The sequence below is a fragment of the Chitinophaga sancti genome (assembly GCF_034087045.1).
GTDB lineage: Bacteria > Bacteroidota > Bacteroidia > Chitinophagales > Chitinophagaceae > Chitinophaga > Chitinophaga sancti_B.
On sequence record NZ_CP139247.1, the window covers coordinates 4,047,522 to 4,074,097 of the forward strand.

At 45.9% G+C, this 26,576-nt stretch carries 16 protein-coding genes; 8 read left to right on the plus strand and 8 right to left on the minus strand.

Annotated features, from left to right (window positions below):
• The first annotated feature begins 265 nt into the window (after positions 1-265).
• From SIO70_RS16680 to SIO70_RS16695, 4 genes are all read left to right on the plus strand, one after another.
• Positions 266-739 (plus strand): sigma factor, encoded by a 474-nt coding sequence (locus SIO70_RS16680; RefSeq protein ID WP_320581990.1) that lies wholly within the window; start codon positions 266-268, stop codon positions 737-739.
• Between the two features lie 64 nt (positions 740-803).
• Positions 804-2,129, plus strand: coding sequence for a FecR family protein (locus tag SIO70_RS16685; protein ID WP_320581991.1), 1,326 nt, complete (start codon positions 804-806; stop codon positions 2,127-2,129).
• Between the two features lie 160 nt (positions 2,130-2,289).
• Positions 2,290-5,535, plus strand: coding sequence for a SusC/RagA family TonB-linked outer membrane protein (locus SIO70_RS16690; protein WP_320581992.1), 3,246 nt, complete (start codon positions 2,290-2,292; stop codon positions 5,533-5,535).
• A gap of 3 nt (positions 5,536-5,538) precedes the next feature.
• Entirely contained in the window at positions 5,539-6,882 is a 1,344-nt protein-coding gene (locus SIO70_RS16695; RefSeq protein ID WP_320581993.1) for a RagB/SusD family nutrient uptake outer membrane protein, read from the plus strand.
• Here the strand turns inward: SIO70_RS16695 and SIO70_RS16700 are convergent.
• From SIO70_RS16700 to SIO70_RS16730, 7 genes are all read right to left on the minus strand, one after another.
• The gene (locus SIO70_RS16700) at positions 6,851-7,918 is read right to left on the minus strand and encodes a hypothetical protein (RefSeq protein WP_320581994.1); all 1,068 of its coding nucleotides are present in this window, start codon (positions 7,916-7,918) and stop codon (positions 6,851-6,853) included. The two genes, SIO70_RS16695 and SIO70_RS16700, sit on opposite strands and share 32 nt — an antisense overlap.
• Positions 7,919-7,988: 70 nt before the next feature.
• Positions 7,989-8,204 carry a hypothetical protein gene (locus SIO70_RS16705; RefSeq protein ID WP_143708765.1) on the minus strand — a complete coding sequence of 72 codons (216 nt, stop codon included), beginning with the start codon at positions 8,202-8,204 and terminating at the stop codon, positions 7,989-7,991.
• A gap of 74 nt (positions 8,205-8,278) precedes the next feature.
• Positions 8,279-8,692, minus strand: a complete 414-nt coding sequence (locus SIO70_RS16710) for a MauE/DoxX family redox-associated membrane protein (protein ID WP_320581995.1) — start codon at positions 8,690-8,692, stop codon at positions 8,279-8,281.
• An 88-nt stretch (positions 8,693-8,780) separates the two neighbouring features.
• A complete protein-coding gene (locus SIO70_RS16715; RefSeq protein WP_320581996.1) occupies positions 8,781-9,191 on the minus strand; it encodes a hypothetical protein in 411 nt (136 codons plus the stop codon).
• 88 nt (positions 9,192-9,279) lie between these two features.
• Entirely contained in the window at positions 9,280-10,341 is a 1,062-nt protein-coding gene (locus tag SIO70_RS16720; RefSeq protein ID WP_306460909.1) for a response regulator, read from the minus strand.
• Positions 10,342-10,354: 13 nt separating this feature from the next.
• Entirely contained in the window at positions 10,355-11,575 is a 1,221-nt protein-coding gene (locus tag SIO70_RS16725; protein WP_320581997.1) for a PAS domain-containing sensor histidine kinase, read from the minus strand.
• Positions 11,576-11,662: 87 nt separating this feature from the next.
• The gene (locus SIO70_RS16730; protein ID WP_320581998.1) at positions 11,663-12,505 is read right to left on the minus strand and encodes an alpha/beta hydrolase; all 843 of its coding nucleotides are present in this window, start codon (positions 12,503-12,505) and stop codon (positions 11,663-11,665) included.
• A gap of 141 nt (positions 12,506-12,646) precedes the next feature.
• On the opposite strand from SIO70_RS16730, the gene SIO70_RS16735 reads away from it, so the two are divergent.
• Entirely contained in the window at positions 12,647-14,704 is a 2,058-nt protein-coding gene (locus SIO70_RS16735) for a glycoside hydrolase family 19 protein (RefSeq protein ID WP_320581999.1), read from the plus strand.
• A gap of 119 nt (positions 14,705-14,823) precedes the next feature.
• The gene (locus tag SIO70_RS16740) at positions 14,824-15,213 is read left to right on the plus strand and encodes a hypothetical protein (RefSeq protein WP_320582000.1); all 390 of its coding nucleotides are present in this window, start codon (positions 14,824-14,826) and stop codon (positions 15,211-15,213) included.
• A 122-nt stretch (positions 15,214-15,335) separates the two neighbouring features.
• Here the strand turns inward: SIO70_RS16740 and SIO70_RS16745 are convergent, their stop codons facing one another.
• Entirely contained in the window at positions 15,336-19,541 is a 4,206-nt protein-coding gene (locus SIO70_RS16745) for a two-component regulator propeller domain-containing protein (protein WP_320582001.1), read from the minus strand.
• A gap of 241 nt (positions 19,542-19,782) precedes the next feature.
• Here SIO70_RS16745 and SIO70_RS16750 point away from each other — a divergent pair, with 241 nt between their 5' ends.
• Positions 19,783-22,104 (plus strand): glycoside hydrolase family 31 protein, encoded by a 2,322-nt coding sequence (locus tag SIO70_RS16750; protein ID WP_320582002.1) that lies wholly within the window; start codon positions 19,783-19,785, stop codon positions 22,102-22,104.
• A 1-nt stretch (position 22,105) separates the two neighbouring features.
• Positions 22,106-26,404 carry a sialate O-acetylesterase gene (locus SIO70_RS16755; protein WP_320582003.1) on the plus strand — a complete coding sequence of 1,433 codons (4,299 nt, stop codon included), beginning with the start codon at positions 22,106-22,108 and terminating at the stop codon, positions 26,402-26,404.
• Positions 26,405-26,576: the final 172 nt, after the last annotated feature.

Sequence of the window (26,576 nt, forward strand, 5' to 3'; positions counted from 1 at the left end):
GGGCTTTTTTATACCTGGATTATTTGAACACCTCCTAAAAAAACTAAATCGTTTAAGCAATAAAGCGATCTTTGTTCAGTTAATAAATTGTAGGTTTATGCCGGTTTTTAAAGGTAAAACCTACATTAATTTCCATTACGGATTCAGCCATGGGCGGCATAAAAAACGTAAAATATACCTGTTAACATGGTATTAACGTTTTGGAGATCAGGGAAATATGATATTTACGGTAACAACTGTTAACGATTTCCCAAAATTACGCTGTATGCAGTACATGGATGATTCGGTAATGCTGGCTGCCCTAAAAGGCGGAGATTTGAAAGCTTATCAGTATTTCTTTATGAAATATTATAAGCCATTGTGCCTGAAGGCCAGAACCATGCTAACGGTGATGGAAGAGGCAGAGCAGCTGGTGCAACATGTATTTGTACAGGTATGGGAGGAACAGCTTTATCTTGAAATAGACCACTCTATGGGTGGATATTTATATAAAATGGTTCACAACAGTTGTGTTAATCTGGTAAAGAAGAGCGATTCAGACGACCGCTTTTCCGCCGATCCAGGCTTACTGATGGTCCGCCACGTTGAGTTCCCTTTACCGACACCCTATAGTGTACTTAGCTTATCCGGCCCGGAAAAAGATCGGGTGGAGCAGTTTAGAAGAATAATGGAAAACGGTGTCCTTTATGCTAAACAGTTATGCAGAGAAGTCCTCAGAACACTCAGGCTTCGTAAGTAATAAATAATAATGCCAACGAAAAACCTGTCGCCCGCTGTTGGTGGCAATTTTCCTTTTTAGCCCAATGATTCATAACGAAGAACATATCTTTCAACTGATACTAGAAAAGTTGAGTGGTGAAATAAGCCAGGAAAATCTCGACTACCTGAATAAGGTGGCCGGAGAGGATCCGAGTGTACAACGCTGTCTCGACGAAATGGAAGATGCGCTGCATGCCGCAGGTCCCGGCTTTATGACAGATGTATACAATGAAATGGCGTGGGGAAAGGTGTTGTCCTTGCTGGATGCAGATCAGATGGATGGACAGCAGCAGGGAAGACATAAGGAAGAAGGAAATTTGCGGGAAGAACATCAGCAGGAAGAACATCAGCGGGAAGAACATTTGCATGGAGAACTGAAGGCCGGAGCACCTTCTCCATCAGAAATTCCGGCATCTTCTTTCGTACCTGAAGAACCCGTAGAACAGTTCCGGATTGTTAAAAAATCACCTTCAAAAATATGGCTGGCAGCGGCCAGTTTGCTTGTGCTTGTCTCGGTAGGTTTATTTTTCCTGCTTTCGGCACATAAAAATGCATCGCCTGCTTCATTTGCCAGTAATTCCCTGAATGAGGGAATGATCAAACTTCTTCTTGAAAACGGGGATACCATCCGTCTGCCTGAAAACAACAGTGCAGATATTGCAGCACAACAGGTAAAGCTGCATCCCGTACCCGGTCAACTCACTTTTACGCCTACCGGCAATGCCAATGGCTGGAACACCTTGCTGGTTCCTACTGGCAGAGACTATAGGGTAGTCCTTGCCGATGGTTCACAGGTACATCTCAATGCTTTTTCCCGACTCCGCTTTCCCTTCGCTTTTAATGGAGGCACCCGGGAAGTGTACCTGGAAGGAGAAGCTTATTTCAATATCGCCCCTGATCCCCTGCATCCTTTTATAGTCCATACGGGTACGATCGATACCAAAGTACTGGGTACAGCATTTAATGTGAATGCCTATTCTGATAGTATGGTCACTACCTCTCTGGTACAGGGAAGTGTGAGTACAACCCGGAGCCAGGAAGCTGCTGTGTTGTTAAAGCCCGGTATGGAGACTGTGTATGCTTCAGGACACTCACAAATAGTGCGTGCATTTGATGAAAATATAACGCTGGGATGGCGCAAAGGAGAATATACTTATTATAATCAACCATTGAGTTCCATCGATGCAGTGATCCGCCACTGGTACGGTAAAACACTGGTTTTTGAAGATACTACCCTGATTCATAAAATGCTCACAGGTGTGATAGAGAGAGACCATCCTATCACCGAATTCCTCGACGGGCTGAAAAAAACTTCTGGTATAGCATACCAAATTACAGCAGAGAAGGTATATCTTAGTAGCAACAATTAAGAGGGTGTCTTTCATTGCCGGTAAACGGTTATTCCGCACTGCGGGTATTGCCGTTTTATACCGGAATACAAGCCTTCCTTCGGACGAAAACATTTACGTTGTGATATAAACTCAACCAATTCAATACTTGTCAAAAGTAAGCCAACATTAAAACTCAAGGATGGCGAAGCATGTTTGTAGCGCTATTGGAACCCTTTGTGTTTTATACCTGTTTTTACTACCGTCCGCTGTTCTGGCCCAACCTGCTAACCACAGCGTGAAAGTAACGGTGGTGGGTAAACACTTTCCATTATCTGCTATTTTTAAAAGTATTTCAAAGCAGACCGGTTACTATTTTGTTTACGATAATGCTATCCTGGATGAGTCTGAAAAAGTAACTGTACACTTTCGAAAAGTACCCTGGGAACAGGTATTACAAGTCGTTTTACAAGGTAGAAACGTTAGCTGGACGTTGCTGAATAACAGGATCTTTTTACAAAAAACGGCGGATGTCAACATTGTTCCCGTGCCGGTTCCTGCAAAGGATTCCCTGCCCTACGTGGTAAAGGGTTACATCAGAACAGAAGGAGAGCAACCCGTGCCGGGCGTAACCGTGCTCCTCAAAGGTACCTCCCGTGGTATTACTACGGGAAACGATGGTGCATTTGAACTGAGCCACCTGCCCCGCAATGCGGTATTACATATTTCGTCACTGGGGTTTGCTCCGCTGGATACGGTGTTGACACCTTTTCGTACCCATGTGATCCACCTGTCAGAAGCCGTGAATAGTCTGGATGCCGCCGTGATAATTGGCTATGGCGCCAGTAGCCGCCGCCTGCTCACGGGCAATGTGAACCGCGTTTCCGCGCAGCAGATCGCAACCCAGCCGGTGGTGAATCCACTCTCTGCCCTGCAGGGACAGATCCCCGGTTTACTCGTCATGAATACCAATGGACTGCCCGGCGCTGAAATCAAAGTGTATATAAGAGGTCGTAATTCCATTGCTGCAGGCAATAACCCTTTGTTTATTATAGATGGGGTGCCTTTTGATATCACCCCGCTCAATAACCTGGATGAACTACAGGGCGCCATAAAGTATATCAGCCCGTTTAACAGCATCAATGCGGCAGATATAGAAAGTATCGACATTCTCAAAGATGCGGATGCTACGGCCATCTATGGCTCCCGTGGGGCCAATGGGGTCGTACTCGTGACCACCAAAAAAGGGAAAACGGGAAAGCCCCTCCTGGACCTGAATATTTACCAGGGCGCCGGGCGTACAGCAGGATCTCTCAGTATGCTGAATACCACCCAATACCTGTCCCTGCGCAGGGAAGCTTATCGTAATGACGGCGTTACCCCTACTGTGGCAGTAGCCCCCGACTTACTGCTATGGGATACTACCCTTAATATGAACTGGCCGAAATACCTGACTGGTGGCACTGCGCCTGTTACCAATGCACAACTGAGTTATTCCGGGGGCAGTGAACGCACTACTTTCAGACTGGCAGGCAACTATTACAGGCAGGGTTCCGTATTGCCTGCTGCATTGAGGTATGCAAGGGGGGGCGGGCATTTCAGTATACAACACCACGATGTAAATGAGCGCTTTGAGATCAACAGTACGACTTTATTTACAACAGATAATAATCAGAGTATTTCCAACGATCTTTTCTCGCTGGTGAACCTACCTCCTGATTATCCTATGTATGACCGCAATGGTAAGTTCTTCTGGGGTTCTTATCTCGATAATCCGGCAGCGTATTTAATACAACATGCGAATAGCCAGACAAGTAATTTACTGAGCAATGCCGTATTGCGCTATCGGTTATTGCCGGGGCTGTACCTGAAGGCCAGTGGCGGGTATGCCCGTATTGATATGCAACAGACCTTTTCCTTCCCGCAATCTTCACAGCATCCGGAAAATGCAGTGACCAGTTTTACACGGGTGGCGGACAACAGAAGAGCGGGATATATTATAGAACCACAGGCCGATTACACCTTACGTATTGCAAAGGGAAGTCTGCATGCTTTGATCGGCGGCACCTTTCAGCGTACCCTGAGCAATGGGCAGTTTGCCGAAGGCAGGGGCTATGCAGATGAAAATCAGTTAGGATCACTGAAGGGTGCGGATACCATTATCCGTAAGCCGGATACGCACGGGGAATACAGGTACATTTCTTTCTTTACCCGCTGGAATTACAACTGGCAGGACAAGTACCTGCTAAATGTGAGTTATAGAAGGGATGGTTCTTCCCGTTTTGGACCTGGCAGACAGTTTGGGGACTTTGGTGCTATCGGTGCAGCATGGATCTTTTCAGAAGAACAGTGGATGCGGCGCCTGACCTGGCTGAGTTTTGGTAAACTCCGTGTGAGTGGTGGTATTACGGGCAATGACCAGATACCGGATTACCAGTATATGAGCAACTATGGGGTGAATGGAAATTACCAGAACAGTAGTACGCTATCTCCTTTGCGCATTGCCAATGATGGTTATAGCTGGGAGGAGAACCGAAAGCTGGAAGCAGCACTTGAACTGGGGTTTCTGCATGACCGGTTGTTTTTTGCCATCGCACGGTATGACAATTGGAGCAGTAATCAGCTGGTAGGGTATCAGTTACCGGGCATCTCCGGTTTTTCCAGTTACCAGGCGAACCTGCCTGCCATAGTACGCAACAGGGGGTGGGAGATAGAGTTGAATGCCACCATCATTCGAAATAAACAATTCGGTTGGAAGAGTAGTCTGAATGCCACATTCTTTGGCAATAAATTACAGTCATTCCAGGGGTTAGCGGCATCTTCCTATGCGAATACATTTGTGATCGGGCAATCGTTGAACATTGTGAGGGGCTATCATTTTCAGGGGGTAAATCCGGAGACTGGTGTCGCCAGGTTTGAAGATGTAAATAAGGATGGGTTCCTTTCCAGCGCCAATGATTTTGTAACGATATCTAACAAGGATCCCCGTTACTATGCGGGTATTACAAACGATCTTACTTACAGGCAATTTTCGCTCAGTTGCTTTCTGCAATATGTGCGGCAGCAGGGCAAAACCTTTGTGAATGCGCCGGGTGGTCAGGGCAATGAAACCATTGCAGCGCTTAGCCGCTGGCAACACTATGGCGATCAGACCAATGTGCAGCGGGCCAGTGCCACGCCGGGAAATGAGGCTTATGATCTGAGTGCAAACCTCACACTGTCCAATGCTGCCTATATGGATGCTTCTTACCTGCGGCTCCGGAATATCAGTATCTCTTATGAACTGCCTGTGACCTGGACAAAGCGGGCGCTCCTGCGCAAATGCAGGGTGTATGCCGAAGGACAGGACCTGTTCACCATCACACCATACAGTGGTGCAAACCCTGAAACCCAGCTGGCACTGCCACCGATGAAGATCATCACGGGTGGTGTGCAGTTAACACTATAGGATATGAGGTATGTAAGAATCATATTACTGGCGCTTAGCCTGGTCTCGTGCAGGAAACTGCTCACAGTGTCCACGCCGGACAGTGAGCAGAGTTCAGATGACGTATTTAGTGACGATGCCAGTGCTGATGCCGCTGTGGCAGATATTTATTATACCATGGGTATGTATTACAATGGTAACTTACTGTCTGTGATCAATGGTATGACAGGTGATGAAGGGGGAACATTGAATGCGTATTATCAGCGTTATGTGAACAATAGTATTCCTTCGGATGATGCACAGATCAACCTGATCTGGAAAGCTTATTATAAAGCGATTTATCGTTGTAATTCAGTACTGGAAGGGTTGTCGCAATCAACAAAGCTATCTCCCGAAAGGGTGCAGCAATGGACGGGAGAGGCAAAGTTTATGCGGGCATTGTGTTATTATTATCTCGTAAACTGCTGGGGGGATGTGCCATATATAACCACGACAGATGTGGATCAAACTGCGCTGGCGTATCGTATGCGAACAGATAGTATCTATGCATGGATGCAACAGGATCTACTCAGTGCGATCAACTTATTATCTGAAAAATATCCGGGAGCGGAGCATGTAAGAGCCAATAAATGGGCGGCCATGGCATTGCTGGCGAGGGTGGCATTGCAGGGTGGAGATGCAGCCAAAGCTGAATACTATGCATCGCAGGTGATTGATGCCGGCATGTATCGGTTATGTGTACCTGATAGTGCATTTCTATACAATAGTCCACAGGCAATTTTACAGATCTGGACCAGTGAAGGTTATACCTTACCTGGGCAAATGTTTATCCCGCTGGATGACGATGCATCTTACTATCCATTATCAGCGGATATGGTAGCGGCGTTTGAAAATGGGGATCAGCGCAGGGCGTCGTGGACACGGTCTTTTGTATATGGCGGCGGTACTTACTATTATCCTTATAAATATAAAAAGCGTGGGGCTACAACCGGCGAAGACAAAGAATACCTGATGGTGCTGCGTTTTGCAGAGCAATACCTGATACGGGCAGAGGCGAGGGCACAGCAGGATAATTTCACGGGTTCGATTGCCGACCTGGATGTGATCAGGGCAGGGGCAGGATTGAATACGCTGGATATTGTCAATGACCGGTCAAACTGTATGGCAGCCGTAGCGCAGGAGCGACGGGCAGAATTATTTTGTGAATGGGGAGACCGCTGGTTTACCCTGCAACGTATGGGTACTATGAGTCAGGTGCTGGGTGCTTTGAAACCCGGTTTCTGGAAAGACTGGGCGGCATATTACCCCATTCCGCAGCAGGAGCGGGACAAGGATCCTAATTTAACACAGAATCCCGGGTATCAATAGCAAAGCTATAGATGTAGTCCCTGCATTGTACGACCAGTTTACCGTGGAAGATATTGATGCGGAGTACTTTTTCAGGTTTCAGGGGCAGGTAGAAACTACCCAGGTATTGATTTGTATGGATGTCATATTTGTCAATCGCAGTATTGTTGCTGAATTTCCCTTCTGCTTCGTGGTCTCCTTTCAGGAGGGAGTGGACGAACAATTTTCCTTTGTATACAAAACTGGCATTGTTGATCATCGGGTCAGGTCCCTGGCTGGTGAACACGTGTTCCTTGCGGGCAGTGGCTTCGGCCAGCTGGTAGCGGAAGTGGGAGGAGGTATCGATGGTATGGCCTGCCTGTAATTTTTGCAGGGAGGTATCGAAGCTGAAGAACTGGTTGACGTAATAATAGGTATAGATGAGTTGTTTGGCTGCGGTGTCATAAATAAGGCTGCCGTCGGTACTCACGCCTCCATCCTGGTGCAGGATAGAGAGGTTCTTTTCGGTAGTAATGGTATTGGTGGAGGTATTAACTTTCAGGAATTGCTGATCGGATATTTTCCTGTCCAGTTTGCGTAGAATAAACTGATCGGGAGCGATGGCAATGGCCTTGGAAAAGCCGCCGGGAGGGAGATGGAAGACCTGTGCATTGCCACTGTAGAGCGGCAGGGTAATGATAGCCGGCATGTTATAGCCAAAGATGTGTACGAAGGGAGAATCGATGGTAGTGTAGAAATACGTTTGCAGGGAATCGAGGAGTCCCTGCGAGAGGGTGATCCTGATCCGCTTAGGGTGTTTAAAATGGTAATCAGTACAGAGAATGATGGTAGGGTCTGTGGTAGTGAAAAAAAGTTGGGTGGCGGTAGCGCCGCTTACGAGCTGGATGCTGTCGCCGGTAGGCATATTGCCCAGTGGGGTGAGGAAGTGAGCCGGCTGGATGGTTCTGTCAAATCCGTTGCGAACTTTATTGGGAAGTGGTGCAGACGTTACCAGGAAAGTGACGATAGCGATGGCGCTGAGGAGGAGGAAGGAGAGCGTTAAAATAGCTTTGCGCATGGTTATTGGTTATATAAAAGGGGGGCTGATGCTGATAGGATCAGCCCCTGAAAATTTTAGGAATGTTGGCTTATGGGCGATAGATCACGTTGTAGCCATTGTCGATATCCATGGCACATACGATCCTGTTCCCGCCAAGGCAATACTGGATTTTAATATCGCTGGCGAGGCCCGTTACTAAGGTACCCTCCCACAGTATCCAGGTGATTACACGTTTTTGGTTGGCAAACGCGGAACCGGCCGCCAGAACAGCGGCGAGCAGGGTGATACTAAGGGTCTTTTTCATGGTCTTAAAGATTAATGAAGTTGATAAATGCCTACTCTTTTCTACAGGTTTTCGGCGGTTCCTGACAATGTTCTTCATAGATGCTTCTTTACATGCAATAGGATGCCGATGGTAGTTATGATTATGAATGCTGAATTAAATATGATATGAGCCTGCCAGGAGAGGTGTTGGAGCACGCCTCCGCAGGAACAGGGTATATAAGGGCTGTACCTGAGCATGGCGACCAGGTAAGTAGTGAACAGGCAGAGTAGAAAAAAGGAACAATATAGGCCCTGTAAACGGGTTTTATTGACCAATAGCAAACCGGCAATCACGAGTTCTCCCAGGGGCAGTGCCCATGCGATAATATTCGAATATTGGGTGATGAAGGGAGATTGGCTGAGTTGTCTGCTAAATACGGAGTAATCCAGCAATTTGCTGATACTGGTATATACAAACAGGAAAACCAGCAGGGCTGATATTAGTTCAATCCATCTTTTTTTAGGCATAGGGCTAGAGATGGGGACTAATATAGTGCTTATTTTTAATTTGTTTGTAAAAAAATAAGGACCGCTACTGCGGTCCTTGTTTAAAACTTCACCTTATATCTCGTTTCCTCACTTCCTGCGCCTGCAGGACCAGATTTACCGGAAAATTTTCTGTCACATATTCATCAAATCCTATTCCCAATCTTCTCGCGTCTCTTTCCATATTTTCCAGCTTTTCCAGCATGTGCTGCTGGTGACGCCTGATATGTTCCTCATTAGAAAAATCGCTTCCGTGTGGGGTTAACCAGGCTTGCTGTAAGGCCACCTCGTTGCGCAGGGCTTCGAATCGTGTGTCCATCTGAAGAAAAGCAGTATGAAAATATTCCAGCTTTTCTAAGAGGGAACGATCAAAGTGATACTGTAAAATATTGGCTAACTGGGTTTTAAGGTTGATATTCCGGTTTTCCAGTACGGCCAGTTGTTTTTTGCACCTGTCAAGGGCATTGCGCAAGTCTTCCATCGCTAAAAATCTTATCAGTTCAAAGATACTTAGCGTCTGTTTGGCCAAACAGGATACGGGTCAGTAGGAAAACTGATTTTTATCATGCTTAGTTTACGAGGTTCGCCAGCTTTTGTTCATTCAGGATCGTGATAACCCCTTGTTTAATCTCCAGCAACTTTTCATCTCTGAAATCACCCAGTGTCCTGATCATGGATTCGGTAGCTGTACCTGCGATAGTCGCCAGATTTTCTCTGGAGATGTCGATCGAGAATGGCTGATCCTTGGTTACATGGTATTTCTTTTTCAGGAAAAGGAGGGCTTCGGCCACTTTCTTACGCAGGGAGCTGTAAGCGATGTGGAGCAGTTGTTGTTCCTTTTCTGTGATGTTTTTGGCCAGTAGGCGTATAAATTGCTGGGCCACTTCCCTGTTATTGTTAATGAGTGTCTCAAAGTCTTCTCTGGGGATGGCGGTCAGTTCACAATCGTCCAGTGCTTCTGCATTTTCGTGATAGTTACTGCCTTCCAGGAGGGCTACATAGCCGAGGAAATCGCCGGCGCTATAGAGGTTAGCTGCCAGTTCTTTACCGTCATTATTCACCTTGTAGGTTTTTACTCTTCCTTTCTGTATGTAATACAGGCTGGTAGGGCGGTTGCCTTCCTGGTAAATGAGTTGTTTCTTTTTGAACCGGTCGGTATTACCTTCTTCCATGAGGGTTTGAAGTGTGTTCGTCCCGGTTGCACTCGTCAATAGTTGTTGTAATCCTTCCATATCTGACGTAAGTTCCAATTTCTTAACAGCGGCTTTTTTAAGCCTTCTCTCCACTGCATTCAGCAGGTCGGTGCCACTGAATGGCTTGGTGATATAATCGTCCGCACCCATTTCCATGCCTTTCCGGAAATCTCCACGTTCACTTTTGGCGGTGAGAAAAATAAAGGGGGTATCCTGTACGTCGGGGTTCTTTTGCAGCAGGTGCAGTACCCCATATCCGTCTAATACAGGCATCATGATATCACAAACCACCAGGTCCGGTTGGTGTTCCAATGCCAGTTCTACGCCGGTTTTGCCGTTTTCGGCGGTAATTACTTTGTAGTTGGCAAGCTCAAGGATCTCGGCGGTGTTCTCCCGAATATCGTCGTTGTCTTCTATAAGTAAGATAGTTTTCATCATTTGAGCGTTTTAGTTAAGATTGCAGAAAGGTCACAGTAAAGGTAGTACCTTTATTTAATTCACTCTTACATGTGATCTTTCCGTTCATCAGTTCTGCGTATTTACTTACAATGTGCAGCCCCAATCCCGTCCCCTGTATATTGCTGACATTGGTGCCCCTGAAAAACCGCTCAAACAAATGCTGTTGGTCCTCTTCGGAGATACCTATACCGGAATCGCTTACTTCGAGTTTGATAATATGTCCTTTCTGAAGGGTGCTCACGCGTATCACTCCATATTTTCCGGAGAATTTGATCGCATTGCCCAATAAATTGAGCAGGATATGTTTGATCAGCGAAGGATCCAGTTTTACTTTGGAAGGGCCTTTGTGTTCATATTCGATCTTCTGGCCTTCCTGTACGAGATCCTGCATTTCCTGGATAATGGCAGTGGTGTGTAGCTGCATATCGAAGGTGTTGCTTCTGACTGTTACACCTCCTTCTTCAATTTTTCCGACAGACAGGAAATCATTCAATACTTCGGTGAGCAGGGTCACGGAAGAGATGATTCGTTGTATATGTTTACTTCTTTTAGGTTGGTCTTCTGTATTTATATATTGATTAACTAGGAAAGCAGAGGAAAGAATGGTGCTCAGGGGGGTCCTGAACTCATGGGAGGCCATGGAAACGAAGCGGCTTTTCAGTTCACTCAGTTCTTTTTCTTTGTTCAGCGCGATCATCACTTCCTGTTTGGAAAGTTCCAGTTGTTCCAGGGCATGTGTGAGCTGCTGGGTACGCTCAGCGATCTTCTGTTCCAGCTCGTTATGCATTTTTTCGAGCTTTTCTTCCGCCTTTTTCCTTTCAGTGATATTATTGATATAGGAGATAACGAAAGAGCCTTCTTCATGTTGGTATTGACTGAGGCTGACCTCAACGGAGAATTCAGAGCCATCTTTTTTGAGTGCAAAAAGATCCATGCCGATACCCATAGGGCGGCTTTGGGGTTGGCTACTGAAGCTGTCGCGAAATTCTTCGTGTTTAGGCCGGAAGCGCATGGGCAGGAGGCGCTCAATGGTCTGGCCAATGAGCTCTTCTCTTTGATAACCAAATTGTTCCAGTGCGAAGTCGTTTATTAGCACGATCTCACCCTGCCGGTTGGTCACCAGTATGCCAATGCTGGCAAAATTGAACAGCGCTTCAAAGCGTTGTAATTCTTTATCGTATTCCTTTTTATACAGGTTGTTACCGTAGAGCATAGTTACAAGATCAGCCTTACAGCTGTAAAATTCCGCTACGGTGGGGTGAATGCATATGATCAGTGTCAGTAGTTCCGGTGATTATCATCATCGGCCATAGGGAGCAAGCCATTTGGCCGCCAGCGATGGCCAGGTTTCGCCTGCCAAGTTGCCTTTGCGAAGGCCGTATCCATGACCGCCTTTTGGTAAAAAGTGTAGTTCTACCGGCACTTTTGCATCCCGGAGGGCGCCTGCCATGACCAGGGCACTGTTGCCATAAGGATCGTCCGCAGTGGCGAAGAGGAACATAGGAGGGGTGTTGGTGTTTACTTTCAGCTCAGGGGTAAGGGAGCGGTTTTCTCCCTTGTCCAGGTAAGCAGGGTAGATCAGGACACTGAAAGCCGGTTTGGCAGATTGGTTGTCTGCCGCATCTATCTTTTTGTAACTGTCTGCTTCATAAAGTGTACTGATGCGTGCACTGAGACTACCGCCGGCGGAGAAGCCCAGTATACCTACTTTGTCAGGATTGATCTTATACTCCGCTGCCCTGCTTTTTACGAGGCGGATGGCACGTTGTGCATCCTGTAAGGCGCCTTGTTCTTTGTCAGGTACACGGTATTGCAGTACGAAAGCGGTGAAACCAAGGGTATTGAGCCATTTGGCGATTTCATAACCTTCGTGGTTGATAGCGAGTATTTTATAACCACCACCGGGGCATACGATTACTGCTGCACCATTGGGTTTGGCAGGGTGGAATACCTGGAGGGTAGGGTCGGTCACGTCGGTGAGACGGACTACATGGTTGGAAGTGTCCGGAGTGGTTTTAGCGGGGTGTTTCGGAGCAGTTTCTCCGGGAACATCGCCAGGCCATATATGAATAATGTCTTTATCCTGGGCAATTGCATGCATACTAATAGCTAATACTATGACGAGTAGTCTGATAGTTTTCATAAGTGGAAAAGTATGGAATAAAAATAAGTATTCTGAGATAGAAAAAAAATGTTTTAGGTCATACGCCGGATTTTGTGCCGGATTTCAAAATAATAAAAAACCTATCTTCGCCAGACTCAAAATAACCAAAATACTGTATCTATGAAAACATTGTTGTCCCGCATGGTGTGGGTGATCCTATTCACCTGCTATTTGCTACCCATTCATTCTCAATCCTTATCATCCGTTATTGACAGCACTGAGTGGAATACGTTTTTCCCTCACCGCTTCAATCCTGACGATCGCACCGGTGCTGGTACATTGCCCACGACCGCTGCTAAGGATTTTTATTCCTATGCTAACTTTGCCAAAGCCGTGACATGGATGAGCAATATAAAGATTATTGTAGAACGGCGTTGTGCTACCAACCTGTATCGCCTGATCCGTGTGGACAAAACCACCGGCTCTTCTATTGTGATTCGTACGGTAGATGGGTTTAACAGCTCTACTAACAACATCATTACCACCACAGTGGATTATGGCACCTTTGCGAATGAAGGTGACCTGACAGTACGCAAACGGGAACTGATGGCTTTTCTGGCGAATATTTCGCAGGAAACCACTGGTGGCTGGGCAACAGCACCGGGTGGTCAATATGCCTGGGGATTGTATTTCAGGGAGGAAGTAGGGTATGAGGGTACTATGAATATTGGTTACAGGGATGAAACCAATGCAGAATATCCGCCTGCTGCAGGCAAGTCTTATCATGGTCGTGGACCGATCCAGCTGAGTTATAATTATAACTATGGTCAGGCGAGTGAGTTTATCTTCGGTGATAAGAATGTATTGCTGGCCAATCCGGAGAAGGTAATTGAAGACGGAGCGATTGCATTTGAAACCGCGATCTGGTTCTGGATGGCAGAGCAGTATCCAAAGCCTTGTTGTCATGATGTGATGATTCCCGGCAAATGGGTACCGACAGCTACGCAGACGGCTGCCGGGATCAGGGCAGGGTTTGGTGCGACGGTGAATATTATTAATGGCGGTGTAGAATGTGGGGGTGGTACGGAAAAAACACAGGTAGTAGGCCGCATTGGTCATTATACCCGCTATACCGGTTTGAAAGGGGTGAGCCTGGAGTTGGATGGTGGCAATAATGCCAGTAATTGTGGTTGTGCAAATATGAGCCAGTTTGTGATTGATAATACGGAATGCAGCATGATCGTATCGCTTACATTTACTGCTCCTGCAAATGGTATACTGGATGTGACCAGCCTTTCTCCCCTTACATTATCAGTGGCTAAGAATGATCCGAATAATGAGGTGACGGCCGTTTATATTAAAATAGATGGTCAGCGGTTGAGTGGAACGAGTGTATCCTGGACACCACCTGCGTATAAGTCTTATACCGCTACAGCAGTGGCATTGCGGAATGGCAAGGATTCAGTGGTAACGACTACAACATTTGCCGTATGGAATAGCCAGACATTTGCAGGTTGTGCGTATTTGCCGGCGTGGGATGCGACGAAGAATTATACGACGGTAGGCAATATCGTGCTGTATAATTCTATCGTGTATAGAAATCAGTGGTGGGCAGGTAGTGCAGACGTTCCAGGTGGTAATGATACGTGGGCAGTGGTAGGAACCTGCGTTGGTAATGGCGGCAATGGTGGTGGAAATGGGCAAAGTTGTGGCAGTATTCCGGGTTGGACACAGGGTGGTATATATGTAGCCGGTAACCAGGTGGCATATGGAGGGAAGATATACCAGGCAAAGTGGTGGACACAGGGTAATCAGCCTGATTTAAATGTAGGAGATGGTTTACCATGGACGTATGTGGGGGTGTGTAGTGCTTCAGCGATAGCTTCGGCTGTGTCAGGGCCTGCAGCTGTGTCTGCGAAGACAGGTGTTGCTTCAGCAACGGATAAACCTGTTGTAGCAGCTTCAGGTAAGACGCTTGTTGCTACAACAGCATTGACTGTTTATCCAAACCCGGTTAGTGGTAATACTTTAACATTGAATATTAATAGTGCTACGAATGAGCAGTTGGAAGTATCCTTATTAGATGTTCAATCAGGTAATCCTGTATTGCAGAAATTGATTAATACAAGTGGTGCGGTACAGCTGGATATCAGTACTGTGCCAGCAGGTGTATGGGTACTGAAAGTGAACGGGAAAGCGGGCTTAATTGGCAGTGCAAAAATAGTCAGGATCCGGTAATTAGTATTAAAACGCTCTTCCAAAGAATCAATTAAACGACCCGCACCAGCGGGTCTGCATCGCAGGAGTGGAAAGTTGCAAAGCAAATTTTCACTCCTGCGTAACTAAATCCCCCTTTTATGCGTTTAAATAAAATGCGAACCATTTACTTACTTCTTACCGTAGCGCTGCTCAGCAGCTGTAGCAAGAAAATCACTCCTGAAAAATTAGGAGAATGTACCAAATATGCCATCGTATCCATATCCCGTATCGAACACGTCAACGACAGCATCAAAGTATATTTCCTTGTTAATAACGGCTGTGGACAGTTTAACAAATTTATAGAAAAGGACTCTGCCGGTGCCCATATCGTAACCGTTCAAGCTGTCTACAAAGGCTGCTTTTGTACCATGGATATTCCGGAACGTTCTGCCAGTTACAAATTTAAACCTACTAAATCCGGCACCTCCTTCCTGACATTCAGAGGAGTAAACGGTGATGATATTACGGAAACTATCGATGTTAAATAAAATGAGGAGGCCGTATCTTAAGTAAGATGCGGCCTCATTTTATTCGGGTACCTAATGTAGATAGTTAGTCTTTTTAACCCTTCTGAGGAGTTTTTTTTATTTATGATCCACCTCCTCTCATGTTATCCCGCTGCTTTCACCTTTTTTAGATGTACACTTGGTGGCACTCCAAACTGGGTCTTAAAACATTTACTGAAATAAAACGGATCATTCATCCCCACTTTATAAGCCACCTCCGCCACCGTGTATTCTCCTGTATTCAACAACTCAGCAGCTTTTTTCACCCTCACTAACCTGATATATTCATTTGGCGAATACCCAGTCAACCCTTTTACTTTTTTGTAAAATAACGTTCTGCCCATTTTCATGGAGAGTGCAAAATCATCTACAGAGAACTGCGCATTATCCAGGTTCTTTTCAATGATCACATTGATCTTATCTAAGAATTGCTGATCTGCTTCATTCTCCGAAATATGTACGGCAAAGAAACCAGGATCATTCGCAAAGCGCTTCCTGATCTTTTCCCGTTGTTCTATAATCCTGATAATAGTGGTCAGTAAGAACCGTGTGCTGAAAGGTTTGGTGATATAAGCATCTGCACCTGCATTAATACCCTGTAACTGGTGCTCCCCACTGGACAATGCTGTGAGTAATATCACCGGTATATGACAGGTCTGGAATTCACTCCTTATCTTATGTGTAATGTCTAATCCACTCATCTCAGGGAGCATCACATCGCAAACAATGAGGTCCGGAGATTGTGCAATGGCTTGTTCTAATCCTTCCCTGCCATTTGCCGCTGTATCTATATGGAAATAACGACCCAGGGTAGTTGCCAGGTACGCAGCAATATCGGCATTGTCTTCAATGATCAATACATTGTACCTGGAACTGGGTTGTGGTATTGCTGAAGTGTCGGTATCATCAATAAATGGAATCACCGGTTCTTTAGGTACCACCTGCAGGGCGATTTCATCTGCCTGGTACGCCTGTTTGTGAATGGGAAGGTTTATTTTGAATGTCACACCCGCATCGGCATTATTCTCAAAACTAATCTCTCCTTTGTGCAGGGTGACCAGTTCTTTGGTCAGTGACAAGCCTAAGCCGGTACCAGTGGGAGAGAAGGTCAGTTGTGTGAACCGCTGGAATACGAGATGTTGCTTCTCTTCGGAAATAGCAATGCCATTGTCGATTACTTTGATGGAAAGGTCATTGCTGACCGTTACTTCCAGATTGATCCTCCCGCCGGTAGGGGTGAACTTATGTGCATTGGAGAGTAAATTATACAGCATTTTATCCAGCTTACCCTGATCCACCCAGGCCATACAGGCATCTACATTGGACTGAAAGTTGAGGGTGATCTGCTTTTGCGCAGCGAGGTCCGTAAATCCATTACAGATGTCCTCTATAAACCGGATTACTTCTGTTTCCTGTACCTGCAACTGTAATTTATTATGCTGTATTTTCCTGAAATCCAGTAACTGATCTGCGAGGCGCATAAGTTGTGCTACCTGCCTTTGCATGATATGCAGGTGCTTGCCTGCTGGCTTGCCCGGAAGCAATTGTTCCATCGCACTCACGATGAGTGATAACGGTGTTCTGAACTCATGTGAGATATCTGTAAAGAAATTAAGCTTGTATTCAGTCAGTTCCTTTTCTAACGTCACCGCATGTTGTAAGCGATGGATGCGTTTGTTGACAGTACGCACTCCCATGATGAGACAAATGATGAATGCAAGGTACCCGACGATGGCAATATCCGAACGCCAGAAAGGGGGGAGTACGATGAGTTGTATACGTGCTACATGCTTACTCCATGTACCATCATCATTCGTACCCCTTACTTTGAATGTATATTTTCCCGGCGGCAGATTACGATAAGTAGCCACATTATAACTGGAAGGTGCATTCCATTCATCTTCATAATTCTCTAAGATATAGGTATACTTATTCTGCTGCGGGTTTCTGAATGCCAGTGAGGCAAATGAAATGCTGAATACTTTCTGTCCGGGTTCCAGGGTGATCGCTTTGGCTGTACTGATAGATTCTTCTAAAGGCACAGGATTGCCTGCCACACTGAGTCCTGTCAGGAATACAGGGGCATCGCCATTGCCGTTTTTCAATTGCTCAGGAAAGAAGCTGTAAAAGCCATTCATGCTACCCCATAACAACTGCCCGTTTTCTCTTTTAAAACAGGCACCTTCAGAAAATAAATTGCCCAGTGCATTATTGGCAAAATAAAATACTTCGAAGGTGCTCTTCTCTGGATTAAACCGGGTCAGGCCATTTTCAGTACTCACCCATAGGTTTCCCTGTGCATCTTCGAGCATACTATTTACAACATCATGCGAAAGCCCCTGTTCGGTAGTATAATTTATGAACTTCCTTTTCTTTCGTACAAACTGGCTGAAACCACCGCCGGTTGTACCTATCCAGATCCTTCCGGTATGATCTTCGCAAAGGCTTTTGATTTCATTACTCCCTAATCCAGCCTGGTAAGTGGTCACATTATTTTGACCCGCCAGTAAATTGTCAGGATTAAATACGAGTATACCATTGTTTGTACCTGCCCATATCTGGTTTTGTTGATCCTGCATTAAGCAACGAACGTAGACAGGGTTTACGCCATCGTGAAAGAAACTCTTCCATTCCAGCGAATTGCCGCCATTGTAAGTAGCGAGGTATAAACCACTCCCAAAAGTACCTACCCACATTCGCTGCTGGCGGTCCTGCATGATGGTGTACACAAGCCGGTTGTCACCTGTGGGCAACAGAAAATGTCTTGCTTTTTGTTGTAGTGAATCACGATGTACAATGTACACCCCATCGCCTTTGGTACCTATCCAGAGGTATCCCCGGGCGTCTTCTGTGATACAATAGATATTGGCACATTGTCCGGGTAGCAGGTGTTCTAAAGAGCGTATCTTTTCAAGGTGATCATTATATAGATACAGCGCACCATTGCGGGTACTTACCCATATGCGGTGATAGCTGTCTTCGAAGATGGTCTTCACCCCATTGGTAGTATACCTTTCAGGCGTTTGTGTCTCCGGGAAAATATGTGTGACATGCAGGGATTGCGGGGTTAGTTTTTGCAGACCGGTATGTTCCGCGCCTACCCATATTAAACCGGAACGATCTGCGATTACGCTGAGCAGGTAATTTGTACTTAACCCATTGGGATTGTCTGGGTCGTATACAAAGCGCTGTACCTGCCTGTTGAGTTTATCAAAGCAATACAGACCGCCTCCATAGGTGGTGATCCATACCTTGCCTTTGTGATCAGCTGCAAAAACATACCGGCAATCGTCAATGACCTTCATGACATTGGCAGGAATGAGGGAGATGCGCTGGCTGAATTCCTGTTCAGGATCGAAGTACCAGACATTGCCGGAATGGTTATTGACCCAAATGCCATGGTCCTGGTCTGTTTCTATATCGATATGACCGGGTATTTCTTCACCAAAGAGTTTTATGATAGAACTCAGTTGGTTTGATTTTAGATCTACTAATTGCAGGCCGTGCTGCTGGGTACCTAATAAGATCCGGTTATTGGCTAAAATAGCAGCATCTGTCAATGTCACGCCGGCAGGGAGGAAAGCTAAATCATTTTTCAGGGTTTGTTTTGTTGAAAGGTCATATATGATGAACCCCTGTTTTTTTATAAAATACAACTGCTGGTCCTTCGCTATTGCTTTAATAAAATTCCCTTCACAGATTTTTATCGCATTGCCCCGGGCATCCAGTTTATATAAATTCTTATCCGTACCTATCCATTGCTCATGTTGCGGGTCTTCAAATATAAAATGTACGGCACCCAGTGCGTATCTTTTGCCATTGTGCTGGCACCCGTTATTTTTACTGTATAGCCATACTCCCTTTGAGGTTTCGTACAGATGATCATAGGTCAGGTCTGCGCTGTCTGGTATTACATTGACAAAACTCTCCTTTTTAGGATCAAAACAATGATAATGTCCCTCTGTCGTCTTGACCCAGATAATCCCTGACTTATCTTCATACAATGACCGGATCCGATTGTCACTAATAGGAAGGGGTGCTCCCTGGTTCGTGCGGTAGACGGTAAACTTCCTGCCATCATACCGGTTCAACCCATTCAGGGTCCCTACCCAGATAAACCCTTTTTTGTCCTGGAGCAGACATCGCACGGTATTCTGGGACAACCCGTCATGAGTGGTTAATTGTTCCAGCCTGATATTGCCGGACGGATCTGTATAAGGATGTATCGGGCCGGCCGACGAAAAGGATAGCCCGGTTAACGACGGCCATAGAAAGCCGCATAACAAGAGGAAGTTTTGTTGCAGTCGCATAACGTTTTTCTTTGCCGGCCTCGGTGGAAATAACCGGATGGAATTTATAAAGCGTGAAATCAGTTCGTATGAGCAATATAAAAAAATAACCCTTACTCATTATCCTATAGTGTCTTAGCAACACTTTTTCGCACATTTTTCCATCCTTTTGTCAATTTATCCATGCCGCTGACCACATATTTACAGGATTTACTACAATAATCCATTGCACAATATTGATATAGGAGATAGATTTGAGGGTATGATCAGGTCAATAGTTACGATTATTTGTTTGTATGTGATAATGCCGGCCCGGGCACAGCAATTTACCCGGCTACAGCATGCATTTCAAATTCACACCGCTACGCAATCCTTTCAGCTGGAATTTTGTACACCGTCCATGTTCAGGGTCAGCTATGGGGTGCCTTTCAAAGAGTCATTGATGGTGAACAGGTACGACTGGGATAGTGTGGATGTACGGGTCAATAGCGAGGGGGGCAGGCTGGAACTCAGCACTGCCAGTCTTCGGCTCATCATCAGTGCTGCCGGCCACCTGGAAGTCTATTCCTCCAATGGTCAGCTCCTTTCTTCCGAAAAAAACGCAGATTCCCTTGGGGTGAAAAAGGTGCTTCAATCCGATGAGCACTTCTTTGGTTTTGGGGAGCGGATGGACTTCCTGGATCAGCGCGGTAAGAAAGTACAAATGGAAGTAGGCAGGGGAAAAGAGAAGCCACATATCGTGGGTGCTTACAATGTGCTGCAGGCGAATTATAGTCCGGTACCTTTCTTCATGAGTACGAAAGGCTACGGCATTTTCCTGCATACCACCTATAATTCCACCTGGGATATGGGAAATACGGAATCAGATGCATATAGCTTTTCTGCCGCTCAGGGGCCGCTGGAATATTATTTTATATATGGCCCTCAGTTTACGGGGATACTGGATCTGTATACCCGGTTGACCGGCAAGTCGCCCTTACTGCCACAATTTGCCCTCGGTCTGCATGTGGGCACTTATAGTGGAGGTACCTGGGGGCATGAGGAACTGACTTCTGCTGCGTATGTGATTGAACTGGCCCGCAGATTTAGAAAAATGGGTATTCCTGTAGATATCCTCTTCCTGGATTCTACATGGAGACAGTTTGGAAAGAATGGGGGAAAGGGGGCTACTTCTTTTGAATGGAGAGAGACCTTTCATAACCCGAAAGCGATGTTCGACACCCTGTATAGTTTGCATTACAACATGGTGGGGCTGCACATTCGCCCAAGGATAGACAATGGCACCCGGTTTAAATTGTTAGACACGGCCAGAGAATTACATTATACCTACCCGGAGGCTAATAATCCCGGTGAGTTCATCAACTACTTTGATACTGCTGCTGTGAGCTGGTGGTGGAACCATGCAGCGATGAAAGTGGCGGCAATAGGAGCACGGTTCTTCAAAACAGATGAAGGCAGTGCCTTTGGTGCGCTGGCCAATGAAAGTGCGAAGACTGGTCCCGGTGGCCCTGAAGCACAGCGATTACATAATGTATTTCCCATAGCATATGCGAAGGCGGCGTACGAACAGTTTGGGGCTTACAACCAGCTGCGTGGTTTGAACCAGACCCGCGAAGGGTATGCGGGTATTCAGCGATTCCCTTTCATCTTTGCGGGTGACTGGCCCAGTCAATGGCAGTACTTTGGTCCTGTGATCAAAGCAGGTTTGAATATAGGAGTATCTGGCGTAGGTTACTGGGCGCATTGTATGGGTGGTTTTGAGCAACCTGCAGATCCTGAGTTGTATATTCGCTGGGTGCAGTTTGGTATGCTGAGTCCTGTCGCTTTATTATTCGGGATGGATCATCCTGGTTATAAAGAACCCTGGCGCTATGGGAAGGAGGCGACGGATATTTTTAAGCAATATGATGAACTGAGATATAGTCTGCTGCCTTACCTTTATAGCGCCAGCTATCATCAGTATAAAACAGGTACGCCCATTATGCAGGCCCTTGTACTGGCATACCAGGATGATGTGAATGTATACAACATCACAGATCAATACCTATTAGGAGAGCATATCATGGTATGTCCAGTGACGGAAAAAGGCGCTGCAACAAGAGTTGTTTATCTGCCAAAAGGCGAATGGATCGACTACTGGACAGGCAAACATTACGATGGTAAAAGTTACCTGAATGCCGTATGCCCGCTCGACAAAGTACCTATCTTCATCAAAGCAGGCGGTATTATCCCGAAACAACAGGTTGTACAGTACGTAGGCCAGCGTGTGATAGACAACGTGATACTGGAAGTTTACCCGGGCATAGGCAGTACCGACCTATATACTGATGATGGCAAAAGCCTGCAATACCAGCAGGGGATCTGTTCCATTACCCACATAGATCAGCGGACAGAGAATGGCGGCTGCCGCATACACATCAGTGCTCCTGAAGGGAAATATAATTCTCCCACCAAAACCTTTACCCTCAGGGTGCATGTAGAGAAAGCTCCTGCCAATGGCAAAGGAAAATACGATGCTACCCATCAGGTATATACGATTGAAGGCATCGATGCTACCAAAGAAAATACGATAGTCATCAACTGATATGAAACAAACAGGATTGATAGCACTGCTGCTAGGCTGTATGCTGTCTGCAAAATCACAAACGATTTCCCTGAAGGGAGAATGGCAGTTCACCACCGACTCTGCCGGACAATGGAGTACCGTAAAATTGCCGGGCTCTATGCTGGAAAATAATAAAGGGGAGGAGGTGTCGGTGAATACACGGTGGACAGGGAGTATCTATGATAGCTCCTGGTACTTCAATCCTGAAATGGCGAAATACCGGGTGCCGGGGAATATTAAGTTTCCATTCTGGCTCACGCCGGCGAAGACGTATGTAGGGCCGGCATGGTATAAGAAGGTGGTGGATATTCCGGCAGAATACGCGGATCGCAGAATTACATTTACGATGGAAAGGCCGCACTGGGAAACAGTGGTGTATGTAGATGGACAACGGGCCGGGATGCAGAATAGTATGAGTGCACCGCATGTGTATGTTCTGTCCGGGTTATTAAGTCCGGGGAGGCATACGATATTAGTGCGGATTGATAATAGGATTAAGGAGATTAATGTAGGGCCGGATTCACATAGTCTGACGGATCATACGCAGGGGAATTGGAATGGAACGATTGGGAAGTTGGAGTTGAATGCGGGAGGGATGGTGTGGATGGAGGATGTGCAGGTGTATCCGGATGTGAAGCATCATATTGCCAGGTTGAAATTGTTAATTGGCAAAAAGGGAAATTCACCTGTAGCTGGTCAATTTTTAATTACAGCAAAGAGTGAAAATATTAAAGCCCCTTTGAAGGAAATTCCATTAAAAGAAGTTCCTTTTCAACTGAGTAAAGATACCACTGCTATTGTGATTGATTATCCAATGGGCAATGATGTATTATTGTGGGATGAGTTCCATCCTGATCTGTATGATTTAAAGATTCAAATGAAACCTGTTGAAGGAGAAGCCAGTACTAAAAATGTCACCTTCGGTATGCGGGAATTCAAAATTGCAGATACCCGGTTTTTCATAAACGGGAAACCTGTATTTCTGCGTGGCACAGTAGACAATGCTGTCTTTCCTTTAACAGGCTATCCACCTATGGATGAAGCAAGTTGGATACGCATCTTTCAGAAAGCAAAATCATACGGCCTCAATCACATGCGCTTTCATTCCTGGTGCCCACCAGAAGCCGCTTTCAGTGCAGCAGACAAAGTTGGTTTTTACCTGCAACCGGAAGGGCCCAGCTGGGCGAACCATGGTACTTCTTTAGGAGATGGCTTACCTGTAGATCAATATATTTATGATGAGACGAACCGAATTGCAAAAGCATATGGTAACTACGCCTCTTTTTGTATGCTGGCGTATGGCAATGAACCTAAAGGTGGTCACCAGGTAGATTACCTCACACAGTTTATTGCTTATTGGAAAGAGAAGGATAGCAGAAGGGTATATACTGGCGCTTCTGTAGGTAATAGCTGGCCATTGGTGCCGGATAATGAATACATGGTGAAGGCCGGCGCCCGTGGTTTACGCTGGTCCACTTTGCCGGGTAGTGATTTTGATTACTATGATCGCATCAGGGATTTTCATGTGCCTTATGTGAGTCATGAAATGGGGCAGTGGTGTGTATATCCCGACTTTACTGAAATATCTAAATATGCAGGTGTATACAAAGCAAAGAACTTTGAGATATTCCGTGATCAGCTCACAGCGCATCATATGGGTGCGCAGGCACATGATTTCTTTATGGCTTCCGGAAAATTGCAGGTGTTATGTTATAAAGCAGAAATAGAGGCAGCTTTACGTACACCGGGTTTAGCGGGTATTCAGTTATTATCCATCAATGATTATCCGGGACAGGGTACCGCATTGGTAGGTGTATTGGATCCGTTCTGGAATGATAAGCCTTATATCAGTGACAAAGAATGGCGGCACTTTTGTAGTCCGACAGTACTGCTGGCGAGGATAAAGAAATTTGTATACACCAGTAACGATACTTTGCATGCAGCTATATCTGTAACGAACTTTGGAGAGAAAGCCTTATCGGCGACGCACCCTCTCTGGAAGGTAAAAGACAAAACCGGTAAGATATTGCAGCAAGGTACATTCCCGGTCACAGATATTCCATTGGGTGATAATATCCCTTTAGGTGATTTACATCTGCCTTTAAAATTTACAGGAAATATCAGTGTGGAAATTAGTCTCGATGGTACGGAAATCAGCAACAGCTGGCAGTTATGGGTATATACGCCTACATTGGATATTTCTGAAAAAGGTATTTATGTTTGCGATACATTGGATGCTGCTGCACAAAAGGTATTGCAGGATGGTGGAAAGGTATTGTTGCTGGCAGCAGGAAAGGTACAACAGGGCAAAGAGGTAGTACAGAGTTTTACACCTGTATTCTGGAATACCTCCTGGTTCAAGATGCGCCCGCCACATACATTAGGCATCTTATGTAATCCTACACATCCTGTATTTGCAGATTTTCCTACAGACTATTATAGCAACTATCAATGGTGGGAGCTGGTGAATAATACACAGGTCATGGAGCTGTCTGACTTCCCTGCTACTTTGACACCATTGGTACAGAATATAGATACCTGGTTCCTGAACAGGCGATTGGGAATGATCGTGGAAGCGAAAGTAGGGAAGGGAAGATTGATCATCAGTAGTATTGATCTGAATAAAGAAGGAATAGTCACCCGCCAGCTGAAGTATAGTTTATTGAAGTATATGCAGTCTGCCAACTTCAAACCAGCTGTAGATGTGAAGCTGCCTGTGATACAGGAATTGTTCAGACCGGGTGCATCAAAGAAAGTAAACCTGTATACGAAGGATAGTCCGGATGAATTGAAGCCTACTGCTTTACGGTTACCTGCCGTAGTAGGCGATCACATGGTATTACAGCAAAATGCGGATGTAAACATATGGGGATGGGGCATAGCTGGTGATAAGGTGACAATCCGGAATAGCTGGGATAATAAAACTATTGCGACCACGGTGGGTAAAGATGGCCGCTGGCAGGCAGTACTGCCTACTGCCAAAGCAGGGGGGCCGTATACACTGGCGATAAATAATATACGGTTATCTGATATTTATTTGGGGGAAGTGTGGTTGTGTTCCGGGCAATCAAATATGGATATGACGGTAGCACGCGAGGATCGCTATTGGTGTGGCGTGTACAATGAAGCAGCGGAAGTTGCGGCAGCCAATTACCCATTGATCCGTGTTTTTGATACCGACTTTACGCCAACTGATACCATTCAAACGGATGTAAAAGGCAAGTGGGAAATTTGTTCACCGGCTACAGTAGGTCACTTCTCTGCCGCCGCGTATTTCTTTGCAAGGCATTTGCAACAGCAGCTGCAGGTACCGATAGGTTTGCTCACCACTGCTTATGGTGGCAGTACGGCAGAAGCGTGGGTAAGTAGAAAAGAATTAGCTGCCCATAACTTCCAGTATTTATTAGATGCGTATGCGCAGAAAAAGGCCGTGTATGATACCAGCTTTGTAGCGCGTGCAAAATATAAAACAGCGATGGAGCGCTGGAATGCAGATGCGGCTATCGCAAAGGCGGAGCATAAAGATCCTCCCCGGAATCCAAAAGATCCTGACCCTGAGCACGATCAGCATAGTCCTGCTGTATTGTACAATGGGATGGTAGCGCCATTGATACCTTATACCATTAAAGGAGCTATCTGGTACCAGGGAGAGTCCAATGCCAACAATCCAAACATATACCGCTCTTTGATGGAGACATTGGTAACCAGTTGGAGAGCTGAGTGGCATCAGGGAGATTTTCCTTTCTATTATGTGCAGTTAGCGAACTATGGCAAACCAGATTCATTGCCTGTGAGAGAAAATGGAACCGTGTTGATCAGACAGGCACAGCTGGAAAATTTAAGCATTCCAAATAGTGGGATGGCAGTGGCGATAGATAATGCGAATCCGGAAGATCCGGGGAATATACATCCGAAGAATAAGCAGGAGATAGGGTTGCGGTTAGCGTTAATTGCTGATGCAAAAGTGTATCATAAAGAGGTGGCCTATAGTGGCCCGGTATTTTCAAAAATGGAAGTACAGGGCAAACAGATCAGGTTATATTTTGAACATACAGATGGAGGGCTGATGGCAAAAGGTGATACATTGAAAGGGTTTGCGATAGCAGGTGCAGATCAGCATTTTGTATTTGCAAATGCACGGATTGATGGGAATACGGTGATTGTATCAGCACCAGCGATTTCAAAACCCACAATAGTAAGATATGGATGGGCCGGCAACCCTGCCACAAATTTATATAACAAGGCAGGTTTGCCTGCGAGTCCGTTCAAAACAGATTAATACAGCGTCTGCCTTTTAGCCGGCCGTGGGCCCACACCACCGTCCTCCGCAGCCTCACGTCGCCTCGCCGCCCGCAAAAAAAAGCTTCTGCCGAAGGCAGAAGCTTTTTTTTGCCAACAGATACCAGATTTTCCATCAAATAGTACAATCCTCCATTGTTCTCCCCTTTCCA